Raw genomic sequence first — 24,683 nt, forward strand, 5'->3', positions numbered from 1 at the left:
GGCGCCCCCGGCATCGCTGCCATGAAACGTCTCGCGCATGATGCGCGCGAGAGCTGAACTGCGCAGGGGTTGGAGGTCGACCTCCGCGCCGATCTGCGCGAGGGCAGAGGCGAGGTAAGCTGCGGAAATTGAGAGAGCCGTGTTTTCCGGATTTGGCTTGGACATGGAGATTTCCTTTGGATCAGGGTCTGAGTTCCAAAGGACAAAAAGCCCGCTCTACACTTTGAAGGGGTAGAGCGAGCAATTTCTTAGCGGAGGGCCTGCACGCCGATCATGGCCACTGCTGCGCAGCATGAAGTACGCGCAGAATGGTCACCATCTCAGGGCTTTCAGCATAAACCACGATGTAGTTTGGCCGAACAACCATCTCCCGGGTCCCATCGACACGGCCCGCGCGGTACATTTGAGGGCGTTCTGGAAGGAGGGACGTCTTGTGTTCAATCTCGTCTTTGAGAACTTGAGCGGCATCCGGGTTGTCATCGGAAATGTAGTCAATGATTGCCAACAAGTCGGCGATGGCCGTGGCTTTCCATTCAAGATCGGGCCCATCAAGATTTGGCAAGGCGCTTCCCGTCAATCAATGCCTGGGCGTCTTGCATCGCCTTGGCATGGGGCGTTGTGGGGCTTGGATCGTCCAGCGCTTCCTGTACCTTCGCCCGGAACCAGGCGTCATAGGCATCCGGATCAGCGGTCAATCCGGCAGGCAATCCGCCTTCTGCGGCCACGCGGGTCAGAAGAATACGCACCGCATCGGAGAGCGTCAGACCGACGCCCGCAAGTGCGTCCGAAGCCTGTGCTTTCAGCTGATCGTCAACACGGACATGAAGCATGGATGTTTGGGCAGGCATGGATGGTCCTCCAGTTGATGGGAGTGATGTATCTCATTTGAGATACGAATTCAAGTCGGCAGTATGTGCGCGCGTGGTCCCGTGGTGTTGTCTCAGCGGGAAACTCAGCCACCCTGCCCCGCCAGGAACTCCGCCAGCACAGGACTGGCCTCGCCTTTTGCGGAGCTGAGCAGCTCCGAGCCGGCAAGTGAGGCTTTCGACAGACGCACGAGCCCGCCGGTTTCTTCGATGCGGTAGCAGCGGCGCTTTTGCCGACCCCGCCTGTAGTGCGTCGCGGTGACGATCTGGCAGGTGGTGCCATCGGTGAGCGTCACAGGGGTGGCGAGCCTGATCTTGTCGCCTTCCTCGTAGTCCGGGATCGCAGCCCAGTCCCGGCAGCGCTGACGCCAGTGCTGGGCGTAGCTGTCCGGGTCTTTCAGATCGGAGAGGAGCTCGATCAGCCCAAGGGGAGCACGAGACTCGTTCGGGCCGGCACTTTCCTCCATGTCCTTGTAGCCCCAGCAGCCGTCATCGTATCGGGCGAGGAAGACGGCCCCGAAAGTGATCGAGCCGTCAGGATCGGTGACATGGGTCGCGTCTTCGACAGGGGTGCCGTCAATATTGGTTACCCTTGCCGCCACATACCAGGTGGAGGCTACCTTGCAGGCCTTGACCAGTTCAGTTTTGCGCGTGTCGCCATGAGAGGTGCAGAGCCGGGCGATTTCCGCTTTCTCATCCGCGTAGGTCTGTATGCGGCGATCAGTGTAGAAGAGCCAACCCATCACGCCGCCCTCCGATCATCGAGTTCCATCAGCGCATCGAGTGGCACGCGGTAGGGCTGCATAGCATCGAAATCCTCGCAATTGCCGCAGTTCTGCACGATCGCGAAGGTGTCGCAGGCATCCTTGAGGATGACCCGGAAGGTGCCGCCGAGGCCCGAGGGCACTTCGTAGGTTCCGCCGATGAGATAATCCGAGGCCCGGCGCACGAAGACGCGGATGCTGTGGCCATCGGTGGCGAGGCGGATGGCCCCCTGCCCCCGGTCGATAAGCACCTGCACATCGTCGAGGATGTCGGTGTAGAACTGGCCGGTCAGATCGCGAAACGCCATGCGGCGCTGCGCCATCCAATCGGTATCCCGAAACGGGTTCATGCCATCGGCGAAAGCGAAGGACGGATCGGCCTGCTCGGTCGTGACGATGCGGGTGGTCGTGCCATCGATGCCATTCGAGCGCAGATGCACGCCGTTGCCGACGATGAGGATCAGGGCCGGCCTGTCCACGGGCCCGTTCCAGTTGGGCAGGAAGGTTTTGCAGGCGCGCGCATGGGCGATCTGCGCCGCCACGGCGGAGGCGGAGAACTTGAGAATAGCCATGGGGATGTCTTTCCGTTGGGTATGAGAAGATAGACCCGCGCAGGCGAAAGGGCTTGCGCGGGTCGCGTGAGGACTCAGGCCGCTTGCGCGATCTCGCTGTCAGGCTCCGGGGTTTCCGCAGTGGTCTCCGCCTCATCAAAGGCGACACCGTTGGTCTGCATCATCGGCGGGCACCAGGCGGCCACAGCAGCGCGCTGCGCGTCGGTGAGGGTGGCGAAGGGTTCGGCGAAGAGCTTGTCGCAGAAGGCGACGATCTCTTTCTTGCTCGACGAGGCGAGCGTCACCGCCTCCTGGGCGAGACCAAGATCCTCGTCGAGGATCTTCAGGAGCCAGGCCTTCTTGAAGCGGTTGAAGAGCGCCGCATTCGGCGTCCAGTGGGCGCGAATGTCGGGCATGATCTCGATCTCGAAGTCATGCATCAGGCTGTCGCGCCGCGGGTCCCGCGCGAAGCAGGACTGCGTCGTGCTGGCGGTCGCATAGGCCACGAGCTTCGTCTTCTCGCCTGCCGCCAGCGCGCGAAACGCCGCGAACTGATCGGCGGGCGGGCGGCTGTCATCGAGCCAAGACAAATCAAGCGCATCATGTGCCGCCGCCACCTGCTCGAGCGAGGTCTCGTCGATCTCGTCCATCTTGGCATGGCTGCGGTATTCCTTGCGGGCATCGATCTTGATCGCCTGCGTGACACTCATGCCGCTGGCCAGAACGTCACTGACCAGCTTGAAGAGCGTCAGATCGAGCGTGGCCTCCGGATGCAGCGCCATCGCAGCGCCAAGGGCCATGGCCCGCTCGGTCTTGAGGTCCTCAGCCAGCGAGGCCGGGTAGGTGATCTCGCCGGCGTCCGGGGCCTCCTCTCCGGTCGGGCTAGCCGAGGAGCCGCGCGCGCCCTCCTCTTTGACGGTGTCTTCCGGGCGGACGAGGCCCACATGGAGCGTGATCTGCCCACCCTGCCACGACGCGATCACCCCAGACCGCGCGAGGTCCTCAGCGCTGTAGGCTTCCTGCAGATCGCGCGCTTCCTCTTCCAAGGCGTCCACTCGCTCGTAAAGGGCATTGTAGGCACCGTCCTCGAGCCCCTCATCTTCCATCTCGAACTGCAATTTCTCAAGCTCGGCGGTGATCTCATCGATGCGCTTCTGGGCAGCCTCATCCGGCTCGATCGGGCCGGGATAGACGCGGCCGTAGTCGGCCATGGTCGCGTAATCATAGCGGACCATCGCATCGGCCCAGGCAAACCCCAGCCTCATACGGGCCTCTTCGGCAGCGGCACCGAGCTTTTCAAGCAAGATGGTCTCGACCAGCGCCGCATCCTCCAGCACGGAATGCTCTTCCAGGAGATCGGCCGCGATGGCCCCACCCCGCGCTTCGTAGTCCTCGCGTACAAAGGCCCCGATATCATCGCTGACCTGCACCCCCCGGGATTTGAGCGCTTGACGCACGGTATAGGCCTGAAGGTAGCTGTCCTCCTTGGTGAGCGCCTTGTAGACCTCCTTCTGCACCTCCTGGCTCGGGTGCTCGGCAAAGGCCTTCATCGTGTCGAGCGTGATCGTCTTGGCCCGGGCCGCGGCGCGGATGTCGGGGTGGATTAGGCCATAACGCAACCGGCCTTTGACGGCGGCAACCGTCGTGCCGAAGGTCTTTGCGATGGTCTCGGGCGTCTGACCGTCGACTTCCATCATCCGCGCGAAAGCCTCGAACTCGTCAATCGCGTTCATCGGCGCTTGCGTGATGTTCTCAGCGAGCGACAGCGCTGTGGTCACATCGCAATCCTCGGGCACGATACGGCAGTCGATCTTGGTCTTGGCGGTAAAGCCCTTCGCGGACTTGTCCGAGATCAGCTCCTTCAGCGCGGCGTGACGACGACCACCCGCCAGTACGGCGTATTTGCCGTCGAGTTTCTGGACCAAGAGCGGCTGGAGGAGACCCAGCACCACGATGCTGGCTTTCAGATGCGCGATGTTCTCGGGGTCGTAGGTTTCCGGCGAGTTGCTGCGCACATTGGCAGGGTGAGCTGTAAGATCGCAGACTGCGACGGCGACGGGTTTGAAACTTGCGGTCATTGGATATCCTTCTCGATGGCTGGAATGCGGTCCGCGCGATCCTCCGCACGGCCAATCCCCGAAACCGGGGATCACGACGACAAAAGGCCCACTCTCCCTTTGAGGGGTCAGTGGGCCTTCATCGCCTGGGGTGTCGGGAGGGGGTGTCCCCTGCCCTACCAGTCGCGCGCCAGCATGATGGTCAGCACGCGCATGGTGGTAGCGGGATTGTCCGGGGCCTCAGCCCCGTAGCGGAAGTCGGAACCCGCTTCGTACAAATCCAGTTTCCAGAACACGGTTTCGCCGCGGATCTCGACCGCCCCGAAATCATGCCATCCTTCGGGATCGTTCTCGGGCTCGAAGGTCTCGAACATGCCCGTGGCCTTTACCGCCTCGGCCATGAAGCCGTCACCAGCCTCCATAATCGAACGGGTGACATGCATCCGGCCCTGGATGGGTTGCGCGGGCGGCACCCCAAGGCATGCAAGTTTGCGAAACGCGTCGTTCTGCACCGCGATCACGGTCGGGTCCGGACGGTCTGGCAGAGGTTGAACAGTCATGGACATGGGGATCTCCTTTGAGAGGTTTGAAACACCCTTCTCAAAGCCCGCTTTTTCTTTTCCGCTTGGCGGATGAATCGAGGCCGAAGGCGCCCTACCCGAACAGCCCTTTGGGTCTGTAATTCGGGTTGGGGATGGTTTCGATACAGCCGCCCTGGTCCGTGAAGCTCTCGAGCGCTGCCGAGAGCGGATAAGCGCCCTCGGACGGGCTCCACCAATAAGCCCCGCGTTTGAAGGTGATGATCTTGCGGCGGCCACCTTCGAAGCAGGCCACCCGCAGCGTCTTGGGTTCCTGACCTGACATGTGGGTTTCCGTTCTCCGTGTGTTCAGGCGGCCTCGGCACTGCGCCCTGCCCTACCCGCCTCTGATCTGGCGATCAGATAGTCGCAGGCGCGCTGCGCATCGGCGGCATGGCGGAAGATCGCAGTCTTGTCCGAACGCAAAACGCGCAACCAGTTGTGGAGATAGGCTGCGTTCATCTCGAGCGTATGCGCCGTGAAGCCAAGTTCCTGCCCCAAAAACACCGACGTCAACTCCGCCACGATTTCCTCGCGCGCGTAAGAGGTATTGCCGAACTTCGAGAGCCCGAAATCGCGGTTCAGTCGATGCCGGGCTTTTGTGGCATGGGCCAGCTCGTGCGCCCAGACCCCGTAAAAATTCTGCGGGTTCTCAAACTGCGTGATCGACGGCATGAAGACCTTATCCACGGGCGGCAGGTAGTAGGCTTCCGTCCCCGTGAAGACGGTTGTGATGTCGATGGCATCGAAAAACGCCTGCATGTGCGGGATGGGCTCGGAAGGCGGATGTTCAGGCACTGGCTCCGGGTCCGGATAGAAGCTATCAGGCAAGCCCTCGATCTGGCAGGCATTGAACACGCGGTAGGATTTCTGGAAGCGAAAGACGCGGGTTTCCTCAGAGCTATCATCCCCATCGCTGCGGTCATCCTCCCCGCCGGCGTCTTTCCGGCTTTGGCCGTAATACACCACGACGGAGGACTTCTCGCCCTTGCGCACCTTTGCGCCGAGGGCATTCGCCTGCGGAATGGTCATCCAGAAGGGCGAGGTATGGCCTACCATCACCGTCCGCATGGTCAGCAGGAAGTTGTTCACCCCTTGGTAGGGTTCACCGCCCACGCGCAGGGGACGTGAGCTGCCGCCTGCCGTCCATGGCTTGCGCCAGGGCAGGACGCCGCGCTCAATGATGCGGATGATTTCGCTGGTGATGACCTCGGAGGCATCGAATTTGGTCGTGCGGGATCGGGCCATGTCTGGCCTCCTTTCGAGTTTTGGTGAGAGGGAATGGTGATCAGATTGACTGACGGGGCCTCGGATCGTTGATGATCCTGGCAGCGAGGGCTTCGACCGTGTCGATGTAGTTGGTCAGCGAGACGGACCTGCCAAGGCCCCAGATTTCAGAGTCGTCCGATACGTCCCGCGCCACCCGCGGTAGGTTCGCGAAAGCGATGACATTGGTGACGGGTCGGATATCGATGAACGGGGTCCCTCGTGCGACTGCAAGAGCGGCCAAGGGAAAGCGCTCGATCGGCGCGAAGGTTGAAACGGTGGTCCAACCGATATGGAGGAAAGTCCCACCCTCTCCGCAAATCACATGCGCGTATGGCAATGACGCGGCCTGCTTGAGATAGCCGAGATCGCGGAGAACGGCCGTCCGCTCGAGCTGCCGTGCCAGCTCCTTCTCGCCGGTTCGGCGCAGCTCTCTGTGCCGCCACCAAGAGGCAGCGGTCGCGCGCAGCACGCGCAAGACACCTGGTTGCATGTGAATGCCCTTCATCAGGAACGGCAGACCGGAACCCGGCCCGGACCCGTCCGAGGCACCCCAAGGTCCCTCAACTGTCAGTCACAAAACCCGAAGGACACTTTCCCTTTCTGCTACCCCGGAGGCACAGGCCGAGGACTTCCAAGGCCGTCAGAACCGCGTTTCATCTTCATTGCACTCAGCACCTCAAGATCGGCAACATACATCGGCAAATAAGTCCTTAAACCTTCTGACTTACAAGCTTTATCAAAGACTTAGGTTTGCCCCAAACCGGCAAGCCTCACTGGTGCTTGGCTGATACTTCCTTGGAGCCAGCGTTTCGGGCTTCCCCTGAGATGAGCCTTTTTAGGTTGCCGTCAGGGAATAGCTGGTGCTACGTCCACCAGCCTCATCTTTCGCCAGGGCGCCCAAGCCGATGAGATCGAGGATGTCGCGATATGCCGTATCTTGTGAGCACTTTTCGATTTTCGCGTATTTCGACGTTGTGAGTTTTCCGTCGAACCCATCCAAAAGGCGGTTGAGCATGTCCCGCTGCCGGTCGTTAATGTTCGCCGCTCCATATTTCTCCCAGAACCGCGCCTTCCTGAACACGGCCTCAAGGATGATCTCGGCACCATCAAATGCGCGGTCAAGGCAAGCCAGAAACCAAACGAGCCACGCCGTGACATCAAGCCCCCCTTTTTGCGTCGACTCGAGCATGTCGTAATAATCGCTCCGCTCCTGTCGGATTTGCGTCGACATGCTGTAGAACCGCTGCGCGCTGCCTTCGGATCGCGCCAAGGCCATGTCTGCGATCGCCCGCGCGATGCGGCCGTTGCCATCATCGAAGGGGTGGATGGTGACAAACCACAGATGGGCGATGGCGGCATGTATGACGGGATCCGCCTCGGAGGACTGATTAAACCAGGTCAGGAAGCGCGCCATTTCAGGGTCTAACCGTTCGGCGTCTGGCGCCTCAAAATGCACGCGTTCGCGGCCATAAGGTCCTGATACAACCTCCATGAGACCGTCACGCCACCCCCCTACCCTGATCCGAGTCATTCCGCTTCGCCCGGTTGGAAAGAGAGCCGCATGCCAGCCGAACAGACGCTCCGCATCCAGTGGCTGGTCATACGCTTGGGTTGCGTCCAGCATCATCTCGACGACACCATCAACATGGCGATCAGGCGGGATCAGTCCGCCAATTTCCAGACCCAACCGCTTTGCGATAGATGAGCGAACCTGATCCTTGTCGAGCGTCTCCCCCTCGATCTCGCTGCTTTTGACGACATCACTGGTTAGTGTTCTAAGCATCGCCTCGTTGCGAAGATCGAAGCCAAGACCCTCCATGCGCCCCAAGAGTTTGCCTTGGCGGTGACGGACCGCAGCAAGTTGTGACGACAGTTTGGGCTTATCCCAGGTAAACTGGGGCCAATCAGGGTGTTCGTGAATGTAAGTCATATTTTACGCATTCCTTGCGGAGATTATACGGCACAATCTCCGCAAGACAACGACAAACACCGCAGAAGGCGCGGAGAATAAGGGCGACAATCTCCGCATACCCGATCTGGAAGGTCAAACGCAGGACAACTGCTTCACTTCCCATTACGCCGCCTGTCCGCTCAACCGGCCATAGAAACTGCGCTCGAGATGCAGCTCCCCTGCCCCGGCCTTCTCGACCATACCCCGCAGATATCCACCCGGAGACGCCACTTCGCCGGCACAATGCTTGTCAAACGTGAGAACGAGCGCTGCTGTCGCGATCTGGGGACCGAGACGGTCCTGTGCGAGGTTCCAAGCGTGCTCTGAGACACCGATCATCGGCCTGAGCTGCCCGACAACGCGATGAAGATCGCCCCAATCCTTCAAATACCCGCCCATATTGCGTGCCCAGGACGCGAATTCAGGACAAGCCTGCATCACAGTCGGCAAATCAAGCGCTGCACCTCGTTTCTTACGTGTTTCAGCTACCCAGTCTTCTAGCTCCCTATCCACCCTCTCTTCCGGTGGCGCATTTGGCACCACGCCCGCCGCGTTCTCTTTTTCAGAGGACTTACAGATTACAGGATTGAGTTGATTTGTAGTTAGTATATGAGGTTCAGAAATGACCTCCCTGGGGTCCATTTCTAGAGTCTTTTCACTGACTTGTTCGGTGGATTCGGCGGTGTTTTCCACAACGTCATCCGCTCGAGATGCCTTGAGATAGGTCACTTCGACACGCTCCTGAAGTTCCCTGAACCATTCTAGGAGCCGCGCAAGCACCTCAGAGGCCGTGTTCCGGCGTGGCAAGCGGTCCAGAAGATCCTCAAAGAGGCTTGAGAGCTGTGTCCAGGGGCCACTCAGAGCGCCACCTTGGGCCGCTTCGATCCTCGCGCGGATCATTCGGCGCGCAACTGTGATCTGGCGCTTCAGGCGCTGGCAGAGTTCACGTTCAGCCTGCAGTTCAGCATGTAACCGCTCAAACTCTTCGGCGCGAGCCGAAAGCGGCGATAAATCAAAGCCATAGGCCTCGATGATACGGCCGTCAGCGTCCCTGTGGCCCCACCGCTTGCCATTGGGGCTGTCCTTGAAGGCAATCACGCCGATCTCGGTCAGACGCCGGGAATGGCGCTTGAGCGCCGAGAGCGAGAAGCCTGTTCGCTCCATCAGATAAGAGTTGGACGCCCAGACGATCGGACGCTGTCCCTCTTCCCAGTCCTGGGCTTGCGTGAATGCCCCAAGCGTGTCGAGAAGCAGCATGTCGCCAGCCTTGAGGCCTATATGCGCACCAACGCGTTTCACGGCGACAAAGGCCTGTGTTTTGGGCACGGCTGCTCTTTCACCAGCTTGTGCGTGCTGTTCAGCAACCGCCAGTCCGGCCGTCGCTTTGCGCCACCCCGAGGGTTGGCTAATATTGGACATACCTCCGCCGTTCTGAGGCATGACTGTCCCAGTCGCTCCATGCGGAGCATCACTCAATTTTGTCATTTTATGTAAGCGGCAAAGAAATCCCGTTCGCTCAGAAGCGTTTTCTCTTGTGTGGTGATTCGTTGGCTGCTAGATTCTAGGTGTCTAATCTAAGAATTGCGCTCTGCGCAGCAGCCCTCGAAGCTCCGGTTTCGGGGGTTTTCTTTGTTTGCCGTTCCTCCTTTCTGCTCGTCCTCAGTTGTCATCCACTGAATTTACATCCGTAAATTCAGCATAGGATTGCTTGATTATTTCCGCGAGATTACTCTCAAGCCAGGTTGCAAACTCAGCGTTTGCGCCAGACTTCTTCACCGAAAGTGACAGTGTTGCGCGACCAGCTTTGATCGTCACTCCCTCTAAGGGTGTGATCTCCCGAGTTTCGCGCGAGTTCTTCGCGCCGCGCTTAGTCGCTTCCTTAATGAGCAATTCAAGGCGCTCGTCTGAATTCGATGTTGCCCTGATCTTAGCCAAGATATCGAGAGCCGTACGTTCAGTGAGCTTCCTAGAGAGAAAGAGCTCGGCCAACTCCGTCCACCTCGGGCGGCCGGATTTTGGCGCCGCGCCAATGAGGTCACCGATCTTGACTGGGACATTCTGCGTCACCTTCGTAAGGTGTGACTGACCTGACGCCGACAGGTTTAGAACCTGCCGAACAGTTGCTCCATCGTGGCCGGCATTTTGGATGGCCTCGGCGAACCTTGCCTTCTCGTAGAAAGACAGGTTGCGGCGCGCTGCATTCTCCAATCCTTTCGCCAGCAAGGCCGTAGCATCATCAATATCTTGGACGTTTGCACGTACCTTCATGCCGAGTTCGCGACAGGCCTTTAAGCGGCGCCTCCCGTAGATTGCTTCAAAGCGCCCGTCAGCGACTTTTGACCGCCGAACGAGTATAGGCACTTGCTGCCCGCCTTCGCGAATGCTGCTCTTTAATCGTTCGAAGCTCTCGTCGTCGTCTTCGACGTTTACAGCTGTAAACTCCTCAAGCCGGTCTACTGGCCCCCAATCGTCGATCAGATTGGGATCAATCTCACGGATAGATGCCAGAGAGCCTTGAAGAGCCCCCAAAGCCGGAGCGCTGGTCTTTGGCGGTCTCTCTGGCTGTGATCCGCCGGAACGGGCGATTGTGTTGGCAATTCCCGACATATCGCGAAGAGATTTCCTAGCCATTACTTACGCCCCCACGAATGATGGATCATCGTTTCCACTTCGAGCCCGACCGCATCCATCGAGCCCTTGGCCCGATCATATGTGGCGCGTGTCATCTCCGAACGCACCACTTCGTAAATCGACTGCTTAAGCATGGTGGCATCACTGATTGCTGTGCTCTTCAAAGCAGTTGCCGACATGACCCGGTCTTGAAACAGAGCCCGCATGAAAGAGGTCAACTGCTGAGAAGGTACGTCGGTTGGTTCGTCGCGGGTGATGAGAAACTTAAAGAAATCATACTGCAGAGATGCGCCAGCATCTTCGATCACGCCCATGTAAGCCCCAGCCAGCTCGAGAAACTGAGCTGTTGAAGAAACGTCCAACATCGATGGAGTTAGAGGAACGATAAGGGAGCTGGCGGCAGCCATCCCTGCGATGGTCAAGAAACCCAGTTGTGGCGGGCTATCCATGAGTACAATGTCAAAATCATCCTCGACCTGCGCCAAGGCATTCCGGATGCGGGTAAAGAATGGTTGGTCCGGGTTCGAATGAACGGCCGACTCCGTCTCAAATTCCGACAACATCAAGCGTGAAGGCGCAATCGAGAGCCCGGGAAAGTATGTCTGAACAACAACGTCCGCCATGCTGACCGGATCGTCGTAGCGGATCGCATCATAAACGGTCAGTCCATCAAACTCGATCTCGGGGCTAATCCCACACATTGATGTGAGCGACCCCTGTGGATCCAGGTCCAACGCCAAGACCCGGTAGCCCCGAAGAGCAAGGTAGTGAGCGAGGTGGACGCTCGTTGTGCTTTTACTTGAACCGCCTTTGAAATTCATCAACTGCCAAATCTGCAGCTTTTCCTCGCCGGAGCGGCGAGGCATATACCGCCCCTTCTTCCGAGAGGTTTTTTCCAGGATTTCGCGGGCATTCCATATCTCTTGGGCTGTGTAGTAGCGCCTGCCACCCCGGATGTCTTCGGGCTCCGGAAGTGTCCCTTCGGCGTGGACCTTTCGCATGAATTGCCCGGACACACCCAAGAGTTCAGCAGTTTCTGGGGCTGAAAAAGAACGTAGCGTTTTTGAATTGTCTGGGGCAAAAGCAGATAGTAGGTGCTCTCTGATCGCAGCGTTAAGCCGTTCGGATATCTCGGTCGCAAGTGCCGATGGGCGCTCATTTGCCAATGGTGTCACGGGAATCATCTGGTTGCCTCAATTTCCAAAATGTGGCCTTTTTCACGCCACTTGAGGATAAAAGGAGCGATTCACGCGGCTAAGTCAAGATTTTTCCTCTATTTAGTGTCTAAACATACGGCAGGGAACTATATCCACGAACGCAATCTAGGCCGAGTTTACAGCTGTAAACGTGGTGACAACGAGCATTCGTACCTTATCCTATGCTCCCTTCCTCGAGATCAGCATCGAGATGCAGACGCCAAACGTGGTGAAAACGATCTCTCCACCTTCTGTCATCGACCTGGTCGCACATCGGTTCCAGGTCGACGTTGAGCAGCCAGGTAGCTGAGTAAACATGAGCCACACCGGACACGAAGCGCCGCGGGGCAGGGGAGGGGAGTCGACGACAATTGACTAGGAAGTGTCGACTCCTGCCACATGCAAATGATGCGCCCTAGCTACATCGGAAGACACACCGAAGACCAGGCTACCGTCCACGAGCGACTGCCATTCATTCGGCCATCTTGCTGAGTAGCGGAAACTCATTCAAGTGCTGAGCCTGGTACACCATAGACAAGCACCCAATGGGGAGAACCTGCGCTGCCATAAAGTCTTCTCAGCACCTCGATTCCGTGTTCGCGAGACATTGCCCGAATGCCTTCGGTTACAAGGACGTCATGCCCGCCAGCGTAGATCAGTAGCTGCGGTACGCGTTGATATCTTCCGCACCCATATGGAAGTCGCGAGTGACCTTCTGTGTCGTCGTACGTTTGATTTCGATGGCCCAGATGTCGCCATCCGGCGGGCGAAGGACCGAATCAAGTTGAGCCCGGCAGAGGAGCGATAGAAGAATTGTTCTGGATCAGAAGGCACTGTGGCAAGATGAACTTCGATGCAAAAGCCTTCCCGATTGCTGCCAAGGACCGGGTGCCCAAGTACGCCCGCCGAAGTTCCGATATTCAATCGGGCGTGCACGATCCCGCTGTCCCGGACATAGACCTCTGGGAATTTCACAAGGAGCTTCCCGACATTTTCATACCAAGGTTTTAGTTGCCGCACTAGCATAAGGTCGACGAGCAGGCTTTGCGCCGAAATTCACCCCAACAGCCCCAGCCTTTCCGCTCGTTCAAGCAACATTTTAACCGAGGATGGCTGCCAACTGGATCGCCCACGAGGGGTGCGCTCGCGCATTGCCTCCAATCGGTCGCAGATCGCCTGCAACGTGATGTCTGGGTCCGCTCCTTTGATGCCGGCGACGATCGCGGGGAGGCGGTCGTCCGTTTCGCGGCGTCCTGCACGGCCCAGCACATCAGCGGACAGAAAGCCGTCGCGGACGTAGGCCTTAACGGCGCGCAGCAAGCGGCTTTGGGTCCAATGGCGATCTGGGGGCAGGGAGCCATTGATAATCCGCAGGACGTCTTCCCAAGCCATATCGGGACGTAAGCGGCGCACATGGGGCACCCAGTCCTGCGCGGTCTCGTTCAGGCGCTCCATGTAGCCGTCCTGTCGCGCAAGCCGCACCTTGCGCAACGCGGACGGGTCTTTGGCCCGAAGCCCAGGGTTGCCGCCAACGCGCCCTTTGGCGCGTGCCGAGGCAAGCCCGGCCTTGGTACGCTCGCGGATCAGGGCACGTTCGAACTCGGCCGCGGCGCCCAGAACCTGCAATGTGAATTTTCCTTGAGGGGAGGCGGTGTCGATGGGGTCCTGCAGCGAGCGGAAGAAAGCCCCCTTCGCCTCCAGGCGCTCGATCACCTCCAGCAAGTGCGACAGAGATCGCGCAAGCCGATCGATCCGAACGACAACCAGCGTGTCGCCCTTGGCAACTCGCTCTAGTACGCGGGCAAGCACAGGCCGCGCACGATTTCCACCTGAGGCGTGTTCTTCGAAAATCTCGGAACATCCCACAGATTGAAGGGCCTCTGACTGGGGCAGGGGGGTCTGATCCTCTGTGGATACGCGCGCATAGCCTATCAGGGGCATGAAAACGGGGCCGTTTACAATTTGAGGTATCGCTAATAAACGACCGTTTGTAAACGAATGCAAGTAGGTACTCTCTCGTCGCGCTCGTCTAAAAACCTTTGGTTTCCTTGCGCTGAGCGCGATCTGAGAGGTTTCACCGGCAGTCGCGCGCGCATACTATATAAAGAGCGAAGGCAACCGCCACAAAATCACTTGGGTAATGTGCAAAAGAACAGTATTTTGCACATATGAAGACCCACGCATCTGCTTTGACTGATAATTTCGATGACCCCCTCATCACCATCGAGGCGGATGAAGAGGCTCATGAAGACGATCTCTGGTTTCTACCTGGGCCTTTATGTCGCGTTTTGTTCCCGATTTCAATTGAAGCGGTAAGCTGGAACCCAAGCGTCCAGATTTCACCTTAGCGTTTCACTAAGGCAGCAAGGATCGAAAGCTTCAAAGCCCAGCAGCCTTGGTGAGGTTGACCCGGAACCTGTCGCGCCTGCGCTGGTACCGGCGCGTCATCTCGGCCGACGTATGGCCGAGCTGTTTCTGGACATAGCGCTCATCGACTTCCGCGGAAGAGGCGAGCCCGGCGCGTAAGGAATGGCCCGAGAACATCGCCAACCGCTTGGCTTTCGGCAGATCCGAACGGACATTGCTCTTGAGGACGGTTGTCTTGATCAGCCGTGCGACGTGTTTGTCGGAAAGCCTGTTTTCCAATGCCCGTTTGCCATCCCGAGAGGTGCGCACAAAGACCGGCCCGAAATTGATCTTCGCGAAGTGCAGCCATTGCTCCAGCGCGCGCACCGGGCAGGTCAGGTCGGTTGAGCCGCGACCGATCTCGACCTCGCGCCATCCGGTTTTGCCTTGCAGCGTGACGATTGCGCCCTGGTCCTGAACCGTGACCCAACCGCGGCCATCGTCGGTATCGTCGCGGTTCACATCAAGGGCCACGATCTCGGAACGCCGGAACCCGCCAGCATAGCCCATGAGCAGAATGGCGCGATCCCGAAGCCCGCGCAGATCATGGGGCAGGGTGGCGGTCATGGCTTTGACGTCGTCGGCGCCGATGGCGTCTTTTTGAACCGGGGGGCGGGCGTGTTTGCGTTTGATACCTGCAAGCACCGTCGCGATATGCCTGTTCTTGCGGTCCAGCGTGAAACCCCGTTGCGCATAGGTCCAGGCCAAGCCCGACAGGCGCCGTTCGATGGTGCTGACCGAAAGCGCTGGTGCGCCATTGGTCGGGGCTGCCAGTTCGGTCAGGTAGAGGCCGATCAGCGGCGCGTCGGGGCAGGGGGCTGACAAAGGGTCGGTGCCATGGCGGCGGCACCACCGCGAGAAGTGTTTCCAGTCCGCGGCGTAGGCCTTGTTGGTGTTCTCGGCCGTCGAGGCCCTGGCATAGTCGCGGGCGTTCTCGACCAGTCGGTCAAGCGTGCCGGAGCCGGCGACATGAGAGGGCAGGGCGATCGGATTGCCGTCCGAAGACTCTCTCTCGTTGCGCTCGTCATCGTTCATCGCGTCATGGGACGTTGAGGTCGATTTCTCAGGCTTTGGGGGCCGGTTTTCGGGTGTTTCGCTCATGTTTCCAAGCCTATCCCGAATATGTCCGATAAGGCAAACTTATTGGACATCTAAAGACTCGGCAAAGAGGGGCGGTTTCTACACTATGTAGTAGTCAAAAGCGCCGCCGCAAGATAGTGTTGTGGCATGACATATGCCCGCTCAACCTTCGACAGCGACCCTGATAGCCTACCCCGGATGCCGCCCTGGGTCACCTCGGTACGCGCCGAAGCCCTTGAAGATGTGGCGTTTTTGTCGGGCGCAGCACTGAGCCACCTGCATCTTGCGTTAGGATACGATCCTGTCCCCCAGGCCTTGCTGCGGGACCGGCTCGCGCTGCGCGCGACGGAGGCTTGTGTCGCGTTTTCGGGTCGCCCGGAGCGCGCAGGGGAGCTGCGCGACGTGGTGCATCTGCTACGCCCCGGCGACATGCCCGGCCCGGCAGGCGAAACCTGTCTGGCGTGGCGTCGCGCCACGGAAAGGCTGGTGACCGTGCAAGCTCTGGTCCGGGCGCTGCCTGAACTTCAGGGTGATCAGATCGCGAGTTGGCTCGATGCCGGGCAGGGGGCACCGGTCAGTCGCGCGGCAATGGTGCTGGAGGCGGTACTAAACGATGCCCCCCGTGCCGAGGTGCCCGCACTCGTCCTTGCTGACGCGACCCTCGCTCAGGCGCTTGGTTGGGATCATGTCGTGCCGCTTCTGGCCGCAGGCCTGAAGCGCGCCGACATGCGCAAGCGAGGCGAAGACCTACGCTCGGCTTGTCATCGTGCGCTCGTCTCATCGGCGGTCGACGCCGTGCGTCTCTCAACTGACCTCGCGCGGCGGGCAGCGCATCTCAAATCGGTCGCGCCGAAGCTGCGCGCCAAAGGCGCAGAGGCCGCCGTCGCGATGTTCCTGACCCAAGATGCCGTCGCGCCTGCAGCCCTCCCACTACCGGACCGGTCTGCACGGCGGCTCTGTGACCGGTTGGTCGATCTCGGCGCGGTGCGCGAACTGACCGGCCGCGACACGTTCCGGCTCTACGGGATCTGAGCGATGGCCAAGGATCACGCCGAAACTGACCTCGACCGGGAATTGGACGATCTGCCGGCCGAATTGCGCTGGCGCGAATGGATGCGGCGGATTGAAGCCGTTCTCTTCGCCAGCGCATCGCCGGTGCCGCGCGAGGACCTGGCTCGGGTGGTAGGGCAAGGAGCTTCGGTTGAGCTTCTGATCGAGGACCTGGCAGCTGACCTTGACGGCCGATCATTCGAAGTGACAAAAGTCGCCGGCGGTTGGATGCTGAGGACAAGGCCCGCCTACGCCCCGGCGATCCGGACCGCCGCTGATATAGGTGAACAGGATCTCGATCTGCGCGAGTACGATGTCGCTGTCCTGGCCGCCATCGCCTACCACCAGCCGATCACACGGGACGGCCTGAAAGACATCTTCGGCAAAGAGATCAGCCGAGATCTGATCGGAAGATTGCATGCGCGTGGATTGATCGTCACCGGGCCACGGTCGCCGCGGCGCGGGGCACCCTATACCTATGTGACGACGGAGCAGTTCCTGGTCGCGTTCGATCTGGAGTCGCTGGAGGACCTGCCCGATCGGGAGCAGATGGAAGATGCAGGTGTCATCAATTCGCAGGCATAGCCGTTGCCAATGATGTGCGGCGGTTTGAATGAAGGCGAACGATGACCTGTTGTAAGTCCGCCAAATCAGGATGTCTGGAGCGCGTCTTTGTTCCCGGTGTGATCTGTGACGTGATCTCTGCACTCAATGACGCCACCAAGTCGGAATGCTTGGGCGCAGCCCGTGCAATGCAGGTCCAGAGATCAATTGCAGGATGCACGGAACGTTTTTGGAGGTGCGTCATTCCATCGGCCAACTGGCGGAACAATATGTAGCGGACCCGGTGCGGCAAGCGCGAAATTGACGTCGGCTGGCCATTGAACGTGAAACAAGCCGCCCCAAGTATGGCGGGCAGGGATGTCTTTCCATGCCGTCCATGTCCTGCAACATGCATTCGAAGCAAATCGTCGATGAGCCGTTCGAGACGCTGCACATCATACTCGGCGGGCAGGGTGGGTTTTCGGAGATCAGCATCACACCAGACGCAGAAATGTTGCGGCAGAAGCCGGTTTTGTCGTGAAGGCGCAATGCCGCCGCCGCAGGCAGGGCATTGGTCGCGCAAGCGGCATCCATGCCGAAAGCAGGAAACGCGCGTCGCCAGGCTCCAGCCGCGCCGGAAGAACGGTGCGCGATCCTCTTTCAGGCATGCCGGGCAATATTGCAGGCGATTAACCCGGGCGGTCGATGCGCGGGCATCTCCTGATCCTGTGGTCTGCCGCATGCGCAACCTGGTCAGTGGGTCGCGGATCAGAGTCAGGCCATCAATGTCCTCGGTAGGCAACCGCGTTCGCTCGACCAGCAAATTGAGGATTCGCCCGGGAAGTTCTCGGTCAAGCTTCGCAGACCAATCTCCACCTGCGACATCCAAAACCCGCCCAAAATATTGAGGTGGAATTCCATTGGCCATGGCCAGCCGATGCAGCCAGCTCGACAGAAGCTCTCCGGGTGCCGGTGCAACAACGACGGGCCAGCCTTGCCCCACCTCATTGCCGTAGTCGCGCGCAGGTGTGACTGTGATCTCGGAAGCAGACTGGGTCACATCATTTCGCGGCGCAAAGGCGCATTTCGGCGTTTCGACAGGGGCGTGTAACCAAGAGAGGTGATGGTCGCTTCAGAGATGTGTTCCTCGCCGCTCCTTATCGCCGTGATAGCCGCGTTGCTCACGATATCGACGACCTCTCCGATCAAGCCCTCTGACAATTCATGGATGATCTCAGCCAGTGACGGTCGCGACAGGTCCGAGGCTCGGGCGAGAGGCATACTGGTCTCAAGACTATCGAGGAGCGTCGCGAAATCCTCGTCATACGCCCATCTGGGAATAGGGATCGTATCGAACCGCGAACCCATTTCCTCGGTGTCGTGTACCGCGTCATAGACCGCAACCTCGCCGACCAATACGGGCGAGATGTCATGGACACGTGCGATACGGCGCAGGAACGAAAAGATAGCTTTCACGTCCTGTCGGCGCCCTCGAAGGGCGCTGTGAAACTCATCGAAGATGAGCAGGCGGGGTTTCAAGCTGTCCAGCAAATGATCCACCTGCTCGCCCGCGCGCGACAGGCTTCGCCAACCAGATGCCTGAGGCGCGCGCAACCCGGCAAGAATGCTGGCATAGAAGTGAGACATTCCGGCACCTTCTCGGGTCTGGATCACCCAGATACTTTGACGTTCTGACTGACGCAAATGTTCGATCGCGAAGCGTTCGGCGATCATCGTCTTGCCATTGTGATAGGGGCCCGTCAGCAAGAGCCCTCTGGGGCGCAAAGTTACTGGCCGATCGAGTAGCAGACGCATGGCGTTATGGGCGCGACTTGCAACCGGATGGCTGATCCAACGGGCCGTCCGGATATGGGCGATGCGGCACGCGTCACCGGCATCGAGAAGTGATGCGGCGGAGTCCAGGAGGTGATCCGTCATTTCACCAATCCTCAACCGGAAAGACGCGGCGCGGGCGCTCAGGGTCAGGCGTTTCGCGGATTGGTGTCGGGGAAGAAGTGAGGCTCTGGTAGGGTTTCGGCGCATTAGTCGCATGCCTGGCCCGTGCGATTTCCTTCAGCCTTTGCTTCTTCGTTGCTGAGGCATCCACGGTCGCCGCGATTTCGCGGCGGATCGCGGTCTTCTCCTCAATCGGGCGCCGACCGGTTTCGCGCGCTCGGCTTCTCTCGGCCCTGTGCTGCCAGAGGGTGACCCCTTCAAGCAGTCCATCCCGACGCGCCACAGGGCGCCAGGCTCCTGTATCGGGATCCTTGATGTAGATGTGGCTAATGTCCCGAGGATCATAACGAACATCGAGAGCATCCAATCGATCACGGCGGGCGACCAATGGACCCAGCCATGGATCGAAATAGTCGTTGGCAAACAGGCTGACACCTTGAGGAGAAATCCTGCGTGTCTTGTTCGGGAAAAAGCTGAGCAATACGTCGAAAGGGCTGTCTTCCGGGCCATCCGGCTGACGGCATTTTCGTATCCATTCAATGGTCGGGACCGTCAGCTTGCGTTCATTCTGGCTAAGATTGTGATCGATGATCGCCAACGCGATACAGCGTTCGAGGTCTGCAAAGCTGAGCCTCGCACGGTCTTCGGACAGATATTCACCCCGATCCGCGATGGAACGCCCGGTCTTGCCAGGCAGGGAGCGCAGCACCGTATTCACCTTGCCGAGAAGCCGTTCGACAACCCCGCCACGATGGACGGTCCCCTTGTTCCGGCTTTGAATTGCAATCCCGTACTCGGCACAACCCCGGATGAAACTGGTGCTTCTGAATTCCATGGCGGAATCCACGACGACCTTCTTCGGGCGGCCAAACATCGGCCAGGAATGATTGATGTCGCGCGCTGCCAGCCAGTCCTCCTTGCGGCACATCGCCTGCGCCAGACAGAGGGCGACCGACAGGCGTGAAGGCTGTTCAAGGGTCAGGCAGAAGCCGATAATCGCGCTTGTTGCAACATCGGCTGCGATAGTGAGATAGGGGCGTCCGATATAGATGCCCTGACCATCGATGACTTCCACAAACTGGATGTCGGCGGGGGTATGGTCTATCTGGACGACATCGAGTGCGTGGTTGGCCCGGATATAGCCTGGGCGGGGTTTCAGACGCCGCAGGCTTTTCCCTCCTGAATGTCGCCGTCGGGCAATCTCCTCGGGCGAGAACAGGCGCGGGATACGCTTGGATACGGTGACATAGGCAGGCGGATCAAGACCCTCGCTGACACAACGGGCACGGATTTCATCGACAATCGGCGCAAGGTCCGGTTGCTCGGGCTGAAGCCACATCTCCCGAAGGGTTGCCGAAATGATTTCCTCAACAGCCGGGCTGATCCTTGCGCGCCTAGCTCCACCTGTCTTTGGCAACAGCGAAGACACCCGACGTTCGGTACGATATCGGCGCAGGTGGTTGTAGACTTGGCGCGTCGAGAGACGCAATTCGGATGCGGCCCGAGAAACTGCGGTGCGCATAGGCTCTTGCCCGTCCAAAATGCGATCCAGCTCTCGCGCGATACGCGTTGCCTTGGCCCAAGCCTCGTCAGACGCTTCATTTTCGCGCAGCGTCATGAACCCGCCGCTCCACGGTTTCTAAACCCCATCTTCTGCCCCATGTTCTCGCTTGTTGAAACGCGAGCTAAAAATTGAAATCGGAACATAAAATACCACGTCGGATTACGCTTCATCCTACTGAAATCCTGTAAGAACTTTTTGATGAAACGGCAAAGCAATTGCGACACTTTAGAAAGAGAACCGGATGATTTGCCTCCCGGGCCGCGGGCAGAACCGCCTGACACTGCTGTCATCGAAGACTGGGCAAAGGCAGAAGGCGTTCACTCTGCGCGACTGGCAAGAGTGGCTGGACGCCTGGGAGCTCTAGATGACCGGCTGCTGCGCGGCCCGGAAGGCTGGCGGCATCGGCTCGCTTTGATTGAGGCAGCGGACCTCAGCTGGCTCAACGGAGATCGGGTGAGAGCTGATCGTCTGGCGCTCTGGATATCGATGCGGTTGTCAGGCGCACAGGATAACCCAAATGCACTGGCAAGAGTTGGATGGGCTGTTCGGCGCCTGACAGGCGGTCCCGGGCCGGAGGCTGACTTGGCTGCCTTCCTGGATCGCCGCGATCCCGAGAACATTGAAGACAGCGCTGAGCGGCTCAAAGATCGCGCCGGCGGATGGCTGGAAGTCATGACAGCCTCAACCGATCTCCACCCGATCACCAGGGCTTGCATGGGTTTTCATCTCTGGAGTCTGGCGGGCCTCGGACAGCACGGCGACCAGATCGAAGCCGCCGCCACCGCGTCCAGGATTGCGGCGAGCGATGGAAGCGGCGCCATCTTCGCGCCGCTCGCCATGGGCGGGGCAGGGGGGCTGTGCGTTTCGGGTTCGCCAGCCGAACGCTTGGCCCGCTGGCTAGATGGGATGAACAGTGCAATTCTGACGGCGATGCGAACACTTGATGATATTGAAGCGTGGACCGGGCGGGCAGAAAACGTCATGGCGCAATTATCTGGCCGCACGCCGGTTGCCTTGCGAAAGGTTTTCACGGAATGGCCCTTGGCCTCCGCCCCGATGGCTGAGGCCATGACCGGAGCCAGCCGCGCCGCCGTTCAGCGCAATCTCGCATGGATGGAGGCAAGCGGTTTGATCCGCGAGGTGACGGGCAACGGGAGGTATCGCATGTGGAAAGCTGACCTAGTATAGGTCATTTGTCGAGGCTGACACAGGCTTGACCTGGCACGCTTTAGTGCCGCCCCAGATGATCGTTTAAGCCACTTTCCGTTCGAATGCGACAGGGCTTTTCCAGCCCAAAGCGTTCGTTCGCCATTCGTCTCACGTTTTTGTGACAATTGATCGCTTGAAGCTCCAGTGGGTGAAGGTTGCAAACAGACGGAGGCACAACCGAAGGATTGATCATGAAGCTAATTAAGGACTCATCTATCTCACGTCGCGGAGCGCTGCTCGGTGCGGCCGCAAGTGGGGTGTTCCTAGGAGCAGGCGTTGCAACCGCGCAAACCACAGCACCACTTGGTACACCACCAGTGCGCCGCAATATTTCATCCTTCAGCACCTCAAACTGGCGGGATCACTTCGATAATCTAAACCACGGTGCAATCCTGTGCGACATTGATTCCCGAGCGGTGCAATATTGGTCAGAGGATGAAAGTGTCTATAAGCTGTATCCGTCGAGCGTTCCGGAATCCGAAGAACTGACAAAACGCGGATACACTAGCGTTATCAAGAAAGTGGAAGGACCAAGCTGGCGCCCCACGCCTTCGATGAAGATCCGCAATCCGGATTGGCCAGACTATTTTCCACCCGGTCCAGACAACCCCTTGGGCACACACGCCCTCTACCTTTCATGGCAATATTACCGCGTCCACGGAACGGGCGACACGCGGAAAATTGGCCGCCAATCGTCGAACGGATGCATCGGCCTTTACAACGAACATATCAAAGAACTGTTCGCTTTGGCTGAGGTAGGAACACAAGTGAAATTGTTCTGATCGCGCACCCAGCATGACTTGTTGAAGTCTTTTCTCGTGTACCGGCGTTCATTCAACGTTCACCGTTCGAAAGCCACAGCTTCATGAATCGAAGAAAATTCCTCCTTGCCGCCGGGGCTGTTGGCACTTTGGCCAGTCAGCCAGTTTCAGCCCATGTAGTGCTGCCAAAGTATGATTTACCGCCGGAGTATTTACCTCAAGTAGTGAGCATTCCAGAGGGCTCCGCTCCATACGAAATCCATGTTGTTCCAAGCCAGTTTGCCCTGTTCTGGACCCAACCCGATAACACTGCAATTCGCTACGCTGTCGGGATCGGTCGCCCGGGCCTTTACGAGGCAGGCGAATTCTATGTGGGGGCAAAGAAGGAATGGCCCAGCTGGACACCGACCCCGGGCATGTTGCGTCGTGAACCGAAGAAGTATGGACCGTTTCGGAATGGAATGCCTGGCGGTCTGAGCAACCCTCTAGGTGCGCGGGCCCTCTACCTTTTTCAACCGGGACGCGGGGATACCTTTTTACGTGTGCATGGCACAAATGACCCAAGCACTATTGGCAGTGCCGTTTCAAACGGATGCGCCAGATTGGTGAACGATCAGATTGTCCAGTTGTATGATATGGTTCCGCTGGACACGCGTGTGATCCTGTACCCCGCAACTTTCTAGGAAGTATTTAAGATGTTATCAGCGCGACGCGACCTTTCAAAAATTGTTCTTGCAACAGTCTTCACTGCATTTTCTTTCACTACTGTGGCCGCACAAGAACTCAATGAGGCAGATATTAAGCGTCTGGCGCTTGAAGCGATCTTGGAAAAACCCGAAATCTTGATCGAAGCGCTCTCAATCCTACAAGAACGTGAAAATGCAGCACTTGCTGAAGCGCAGTCTACAGCTTTAACTGAATTGCGCGACGACTTCGAACAGAACGCTCCCATCTTCGGAAATCTGGATGGTAGCGTCACGCTAGTCGAATTTTTTGACTATAACTGTGGATATTGCCGCCGCGCAGCACCTGAAGTCAAAGCCGTGCTGGAGACAAGCAAGGATGTCCGCATTATTTATCGTGAATTTCCGATCCTAGGGCCCGGTTCCGAAATTGCGGCGCGCGCGTCACTTGCCGCGAGAAACCAAGGTAAATATCAGCAGTTTCACGAGGCAATGATGGCATTGAACGGGCAAGCCGTTGAAGCAAGCGTTATGAAAGTTGCAGGCGATGTGGGGCTCGATCTCGAAGTTTTGAAAACAGACATGCAATCAGATCCGGTGAACGATCACATTGCTGGCTCTCTGCGTCTGGCAGAAGCTTTGGGTATAACTGGAACGCCGACGTTCGTATTGGGTGATGAAATAATCCCCGGTGTGATCGAGCGCGGCACCTTTCTTGAAAAGATTGCAGCCCTCGTCCCCGAGTGAAACGGACGACGATTGTGAAATCGCACCTTAAAGTCCTTGACCTTCCGCCTGCTGGACCCTCTATCTCTGAAGTTGTCCGGAGCAAGAGGTCTCAATATCGAAAACGAAAAATCATTCACGTACGGCACTCAAAAGATGAGTTGTTCATCTTGTGTTGGCCGTGTGGAAAAGGCTTTGAGCGCGGTATTGGGTGTCTCTGAGACGCACGTAAATCTGGTGTCGCGTAGCCCTTAACTGTGAGATGAGAAATCCAACAAGATCAACGGCTGTCCTTTGCCCCTGAATATGAGATTTTGCTTTTTGCTCCGATATTCTTGCCCTTAATCCTGAGACAGAGTTCACAGACTTGTGCGGCAGATATCGATGGAGAATGATGGCGACGACTCTGTTGCCGATGGTGATGAGGAAGCGCGCGGGGCGGCCGTTTTGCGTCCGCTTGTTCAGGTATATCTCAAAAGAACTGGCACCAATTGGGCGGCCTTGGGTCACGCTGGCGATTGACGTCGCAACGCCGATATGGAAATAGCATGCCTGACCGCGATGCGGCACCTCGACGATATCCAGGCATGGTCAGCGCGGGCGGAAACCATGATGGCCCCGCTTTCTGGCAAGACACCACCAGCATTGCGCGCGGTGCTGACCGAATGGCCCGTCGTCTCCGCTCCAATGGCCGAGACCCTGACCGGTGCCAGCCGGGGCGCCGTCCAGCGCAACCTTGCTTGGATGGAAGCACAAGGTCTAATCTGCGAGGTGACCGGAAAGGAATGTTTCCGCATGTGGCGGGCGATGCCATGAAACACCTCTAAAGAAGCACTCGTTTT

General features: G+C 58.6%; 26 protein-coding genes and 1 pseudogene. 8 read left to right on the forward strand and 19 right to left on the reverse strand.

Going from position 1 to position 24,683, the window contains the following annotated elements:
* Positions 1-271 precede the first annotated feature (271 nt).
* The 16 genes from WA237_RS16395 to WA237_RS16470 all read right to left on the reverse strand — a co-directional run bounded on the left by WA237_RS16395 (position 272) and on the right by WA237_RS16470 (position 15,370).
* On the reverse strand, positions 272-562 hold the full coding sequence (locus WA237_RS16395) for a type II toxin-antitoxin system RelE/ParE family toxin (protein WP_263046752.1): 291 nt from the start codon (positions 560-562) through the stop codon (positions 272-274).
* On the reverse strand, positions 549-848 hold the full coding sequence (locus tag WA237_RS16400; protein WP_074838673.1) for a type II toxin-antitoxin system RelB/DinJ family antitoxin: 300 nt from the start codon (positions 846-848) through the stop codon (positions 549-551). The genes WA237_RS16395 and WA237_RS16400 overlap by 14 nt, the downstream gene beginning before the upstream one ends.
* 104 nt (positions 849-952) lie before the next feature.
* A complete protein-coding gene (locus WA237_RS16405) occupies positions 953-1,609 on the reverse strand; it encodes a DUF6927 domain-containing protein (RefSeq protein ID WP_336098925.1) in 657 nt (218 codons plus the stop codon).
* Entirely contained in the window at positions 1,609-2,202 is a 594-nt protein-coding gene (locus WA237_RS16410; protein WP_114865679.1) for a regulator, read from the reverse strand. The genes WA237_RS16405 and WA237_RS16410 overlap by 1 nt, the downstream gene beginning before the upstream one ends.
* A 74-nt stretch (positions 2,203-2,276) precedes the next feature.
* Positions 2,277-4,259: a ParB/RepB/Spo0J family partition protein gene (locus tag WA237_RS16415; RefSeq protein ID WP_336098929.1), complete on the reverse strand. Its 1,983-nt coding sequence runs from the start codon at positions 4,257-4,259 to the stop codon at positions 2,277-2,279.
* A 155-nt stretch (positions 4,260-4,414) separates the two neighbouring features.
* Entirely contained in the window at positions 4,415-4,804 is a 390-nt protein-coding gene (locus WA237_RS16420) for a DUF3768 domain-containing protein (protein ID WP_336098930.1), read from the reverse strand.
* An 88-nt stretch (positions 4,805-4,892) separates the two neighbouring features.
* Positions 4,893-5,102, reverse strand: coding sequence for a DUF6330 family protein (locus WA237_RS16425; protein WP_336098931.1), 210 nt, complete (start codon positions 5,100-5,102; stop codon positions 4,893-4,895).
* A 23-nt stretch (positions 5,103-5,125) separates the two neighbouring features.
* Positions 5,126-6,064: an ArdC family protein gene (locus tag WA237_RS16430; RefSeq protein WP_336098933.1), complete on the reverse strand. Its 939-nt coding sequence runs from the start codon at positions 6,062-6,064 to the stop codon at positions 5,126-5,128.
* Positions 6,065-6,104: 40 nt separating this feature from the next.
* The gene (locus tag WA237_RS16435) at positions 6,105-6,575 is read right to left on the reverse strand and encodes a hypothetical protein (protein WP_336098934.1); all 471 of its coding nucleotides are present in this window, start codon (positions 6,573-6,575) and stop codon (positions 6,105-6,107) included.
* 345 nt (positions 6,576-6,920) lie between these two features.
* A complete protein-coding gene (locus WA237_RS16440) occupies positions 6,921-8,015 on the reverse strand; it encodes a Fic family protein (RefSeq protein WP_336098936.1) in 1,095 nt (364 codons plus the stop codon).
* Positions 8,016-8,159: 144 nt separating this feature from the next.
* On the reverse strand, positions 8,160-9,455 hold the full coding sequence (gene repC, locus WA237_RS16445) for a plasmid replication protein RepC (RefSeq protein ID WP_336098938.1): 1,296 nt from the start codon (positions 9,453-9,455) through the stop codon (positions 8,160-8,162).
* A 240-nt stretch (positions 9,456-9,695) separates the two neighbouring features.
* Positions 9,696-10,667, reverse strand: a complete 972-nt coding sequence (gene repB / locus WA237_RS16450; RefSeq protein ID WP_267160402.1) for a plasmid partitioning protein RepB — start codon at positions 10,665-10,667, stop codon at positions 9,696-9,698.
* The gene (gene repA / locus WA237_RS16455) at positions 10,667-11,851 is read right to left on the reverse strand and encodes a plasmid partitioning protein RepA (protein WP_203199954.1); all 1,185 of its coding nucleotides are present in this window, start codon (positions 11,849-11,851) and stop codon (positions 10,667-10,669) included. The genes repB and repA overlap by 1 nt, the downstream gene beginning before the upstream one ends.
* 648 nt (positions 11,852-12,499) lie before the next feature.
* The gene (locus tag WA237_RS16460; RefSeq protein ID WP_336098939.1) at positions 12,500-12,889 is read right to left on the reverse strand and encodes a DUF4143 domain-containing protein; all 390 of its coding nucleotides are present in this window, start codon (positions 12,887-12,889) and stop codon (positions 12,500-12,502) included.
* A gap of 30 nt (positions 12,890-12,919) precedes the next feature.
* Positions 12,920-13,804, reverse strand: coding sequence for a recombinase family protein (locus WA237_RS16465; RefSeq protein WP_336099028.1), 885 nt, complete (start codon positions 13,802-13,804; stop codon positions 12,920-12,922).
* A 438-nt stretch (positions 13,805-14,242) separates the two neighbouring features.
* Positions 14,243-15,370, reverse strand: coding sequence for a tyrosine-type recombinase/integrase (locus WA237_RS16470; protein WP_442970276.1), 1,128 nt, complete (start codon positions 15,368-15,370; stop codon positions 14,243-14,245).
* Between the two features lie 126 nt (positions 15,371-15,496).
* Here WA237_RS16470 and WA237_RS16475 point away from each other — a divergent pair, with 126 nt between their 5' ends.
* Together WA237_RS16475 and scpB are read left to right on the forward strand one after the other, a co-directional pair.
* Positions 15,497-16,381, forward strand: a complete 885-nt coding sequence (locus WA237_RS16475) for a DUF1403 family protein (RefSeq protein WP_336098941.1) — start codon at positions 15,497-15,499, stop codon at positions 16,379-16,381.
* A gap of 3 nt (positions 16,382-16,384) precedes the next feature.
* Positions 16,385-16,984, forward strand: coding sequence for an SMC-Scp complex subunit ScpB (scpB, locus tag WA237_RS16480; protein WP_336098943.1), 600 nt, complete (start codon positions 16,385-16,387; stop codon positions 16,982-16,984).
* Here scpB and WA237_RS16485 read toward each other — a convergent pair.
* From WA237_RS16485 to WA237_RS16495, 3 genes are read right to left on the reverse strand one after another with little or no spacing between them, the layout of a single operon-like run.
* Positions 16,968-18,002, reverse strand: coding sequence for a TniQ family protein (locus tag WA237_RS16485; protein ID WP_336098945.1), 1,035 nt, complete (start codon positions 18,000-18,002; stop codon positions 16,968-16,970). The genes scpB and WA237_RS16485 overlap by 17 nt on opposite strands.
* Entirely contained in the window at positions 17,999-18,880 is an 882-nt protein-coding gene (locus WA237_RS16490) for a TniB family NTP-binding protein (RefSeq protein WP_336098946.1), read from the reverse strand. Before WA237_RS16490 ends, WA237_RS16485 begins: the two co-directional genes overlap by 4 nt.
* Before the next feature lies 1 nt (position 18,881).
* The gene (locus WA237_RS16495; RefSeq protein WP_336098947.1) at positions 18,882-20,516 is read right to left on the reverse strand and encodes a transposase; all 1,635 of its coding nucleotides are present in this window, start codon (positions 20,514-20,516) and stop codon (positions 18,882-18,884) included.
* A gap of 144 nt (positions 20,517-20,660) precedes the next feature.
* Between WA237_RS16495 and WA237_RS16500 the strand changes: the two genes are divergently transcribed.
* The 6 genes and pseudogenes from WA237_RS16500 to WA237_RS16520 all read left to right on the forward strand — a co-directional run.
* The gene (locus WA237_RS16500; RefSeq protein WP_336098948.1) at positions 20,661-21,650 is read left to right on the forward strand and encodes a hypothetical protein; all 990 of its coding nucleotides are present in this window, start codon (positions 20,661-20,663) and stop codon (positions 21,648-21,650) included.
* A 212-nt stretch (positions 21,651-21,862) separates the two neighbouring features.
* Positions 21,863-22,453 (forward strand): L,D-transpeptidase, encoded by a 591-nt coding sequence (locus tag WA237_RS16505; RefSeq protein WP_083780975.1) that lies wholly within the window; start codon positions 21,863-21,865, stop codon positions 22,451-22,453.
* Between the two features lie 83 nt (positions 22,454-22,536).
* Positions 22,537-23,115 (forward strand): L,D-transpeptidase, encoded by a 579-nt coding sequence (locus tag WA237_RS16510; protein ID WP_009815505.1) that lies wholly within the window; start codon positions 22,537-22,539, stop codon positions 23,113-23,115.
* A 12-nt stretch (positions 23,116-23,127) separates the two neighbouring features.
* Complete coding sequence (locus WA237_RS16515; RefSeq protein ID WP_336098952.1) at positions 23,128-23,862, forward strand: DsbA family protein; 735 nt, start codon at positions 23,128-23,130, stop codon at positions 23,860-23,862.
* 135 nt (positions 23,863-23,997) lie between these two features.
* A complete protein-coding gene (locus WA237_RS18680; protein WP_083780974.1) occupies positions 23,998-24,096 on the forward strand; it encodes a cation transporter in 99 nt (32 codons plus the stop codon).
* A gap of 282 nt (positions 24,097-24,378) precedes the next feature.
* A pseudogene (locus WA237_RS16520) lies at positions 24,379-24,657 on the forward strand (hypothetical protein); the annotation flags it as partial.
* Between the last annotated feature and the right edge of the window lie 26 nt (positions 24,658-24,683).

It is taken from the genome of Roseovarius sp. CH_XMU1461 (genome assembly GCF_037027165.1).
Taxonomy (GTDB): domain Bacteria; phylum Pseudomonadota; class Alphaproteobacteria; order Rhodobacterales; family Rhodobacteraceae; genus Roseovarius; species Roseovarius nubinhibens.

What these genes read in the sequence shown, in the direction of transcription:
- WA237_RS16400 (WP_074838673.1), bottom strand. Translation starts at nt 848, where the DNA reads ATGCCTGCCCAAACATCCATGCTTCATGTCCGTGTTGACGATCAGCTG.
- WA237_RS16405 (WP_336098925.1), bottom strand. Translation starts at nt 1,609, where the DNA reads ATGGGTTGGCTCTTCTACACTGATCGCCGCATACAGACCTACGCGGAT.
- WA237_RS16410 (WP_114865679.1), bottom strand. Translation starts at nt 2,202, where the DNA reads ATGGCTATTCTCAAGTTCTCCGCCTCCGCCGTGGCGGCGCAGATCGCC.
- WA237_RS16415 (WP_336098929.1), bottom strand. Translation starts at nt 4,259, where the DNA reads ATGACCGCAAGTTTCAAACCCGTCGCCGTCGCAGTCTGCGATCTTACA.
- WA237_RS16420 (WP_336098930.1), bottom strand. Translation starts at nt 4,804, where the DNA reads ATGTCCATGACTGTTCAACCTCTGCCAGACCGTCCGGACCCGACCGTG.
- WA237_RS16425 (WP_336098931.1), bottom strand. Translation starts at nt 5,102, where the DNA reads ATGTCAGGTCAGGAACCCAAGACGCTGCGGGTGGCCTGCTTCGAAGGT.
- WA237_RS16430 (WP_336098933.1), bottom strand. Translation starts at nt 6,064, where the DNA reads ATGGCCCGATCCCGCACGACCAAATTCGATGCCTCCGAGGTCATCACC.
- WA237_RS16435 (WP_336098934.1), bottom strand. Translation starts at nt 6,575, where the DNA reads ATGCAACCAGGTGTCTTGCGCGTGCTGCGCGCGACCGCTGCCTCTTGG.
- WA237_RS16440 (WP_336098936.1), bottom strand. Translation starts at nt 8,015, where the DNA reads ATGACTTACATTCACGAACACCCTGATTGGCCCCAGTTTACCTGGGAT.
- repC (WP_336098938.1), bottom strand. Translation starts at nt 9,455, where the DNA reads ATGTCCAATATTAGCCAACCCTCGGGGTGGCGCAAAGCGACGGCCGGA.
- repB (WP_267160402.1), bottom strand. Translation starts at nt 10,667, where the DNA reads ATGGCTAGGAAATCTCTTCGCGATATGTCGGGAATTGCCAACACAATC.
- repA (WP_203199954.1), bottom strand. Translation starts at nt 11,851, where the DNA reads ATGATTCCCGTGACACCATTGGCAAATGAGCGCCCATCGGCACTTGCG.
- WA237_RS16460 (WP_336098939.1), bottom strand. Translation starts at nt 12,889, where the DNA reads ATGCTAGTGCGGCAACTAAAACCTTGGTATGAAAATGTCGGGAAGCTC.
- WA237_RS16465 (WP_336099028.1), bottom strand. Translation starts at nt 13,804, where the DNA reads ATGCCCCTGATAGGCTATGCGCGCGTATCCACAGAGGATCAGACCCCC.
- WA237_RS16470 (WP_442970276.1), bottom strand. Translation starts at nt 15,370, where the DNA reads ATGAGCGAAACACCCGAAAACCGGCCCCCAAAGCCTGAGAAATCGACC.
- WA237_RS16475 (WP_336098941.1), top strand. Translation starts at nt 15,497, where the DNA reads ATGACATATGCCCGCTCAACCTTCGACAGCGACCCTGATAGCCTACCC.
- scpB (WP_336098943.1), top strand. Translation starts at nt 16,385, where the DNA reads ATGGCCAAGGATCACGCCGAAACTGACCTCGACCGGGAATTGGACGAT.
- WA237_RS16490 (WP_336098946.1), bottom strand. Translation starts at nt 18,880, where the DNA reads ATGACGGATCACCTCCTGGACTCCGCCGCATCACTTCTCGATGCCGGT.
- WA237_RS16495 (WP_336098947.1), bottom strand. Translation starts at nt 20,516, where the DNA reads ATGACGCTGCGCGAAAATGAAGCGTCTGACGAGGCTTGGGCCAAGGCA.
- WA237_RS16500 (WP_336098948.1), top strand. Translation starts at nt 20,661, where the DNA reads ATGAAACGGCAAAGCAATTGCGACACTTTAGAAAGAGAACCGGATGAT.
- WA237_RS16505 (WP_083780975.1), top strand. Translation starts at nt 21,863, where the DNA reads ATGAAGCTAATTAAGGACTCATCTATCTCACGTCGCGGAGCGCTGCTC.
- WA237_RS16510 (WP_009815505.1), top strand. Translation starts at nt 22,537, where the DNA reads ATGAATCGAAGAAAATTCCTCCTTGCCGCCGGGGCTGTTGGCACTTTG.
- WA237_RS16515 (WP_336098952.1), top strand. Translation starts at nt 23,128, where the DNA reads ATGTTATCAGCGCGACGCGACCTTTCAAAAATTGTTCTTGCAACAGTC.
- WA237_RS18680 (WP_083780974.1), top strand. Translation starts at nt 23,998, where the DNA reads ATGAGTTGTTCATCTTGTGTTGGCCGTGTGGAAAAGGCTTTGAGCGCG.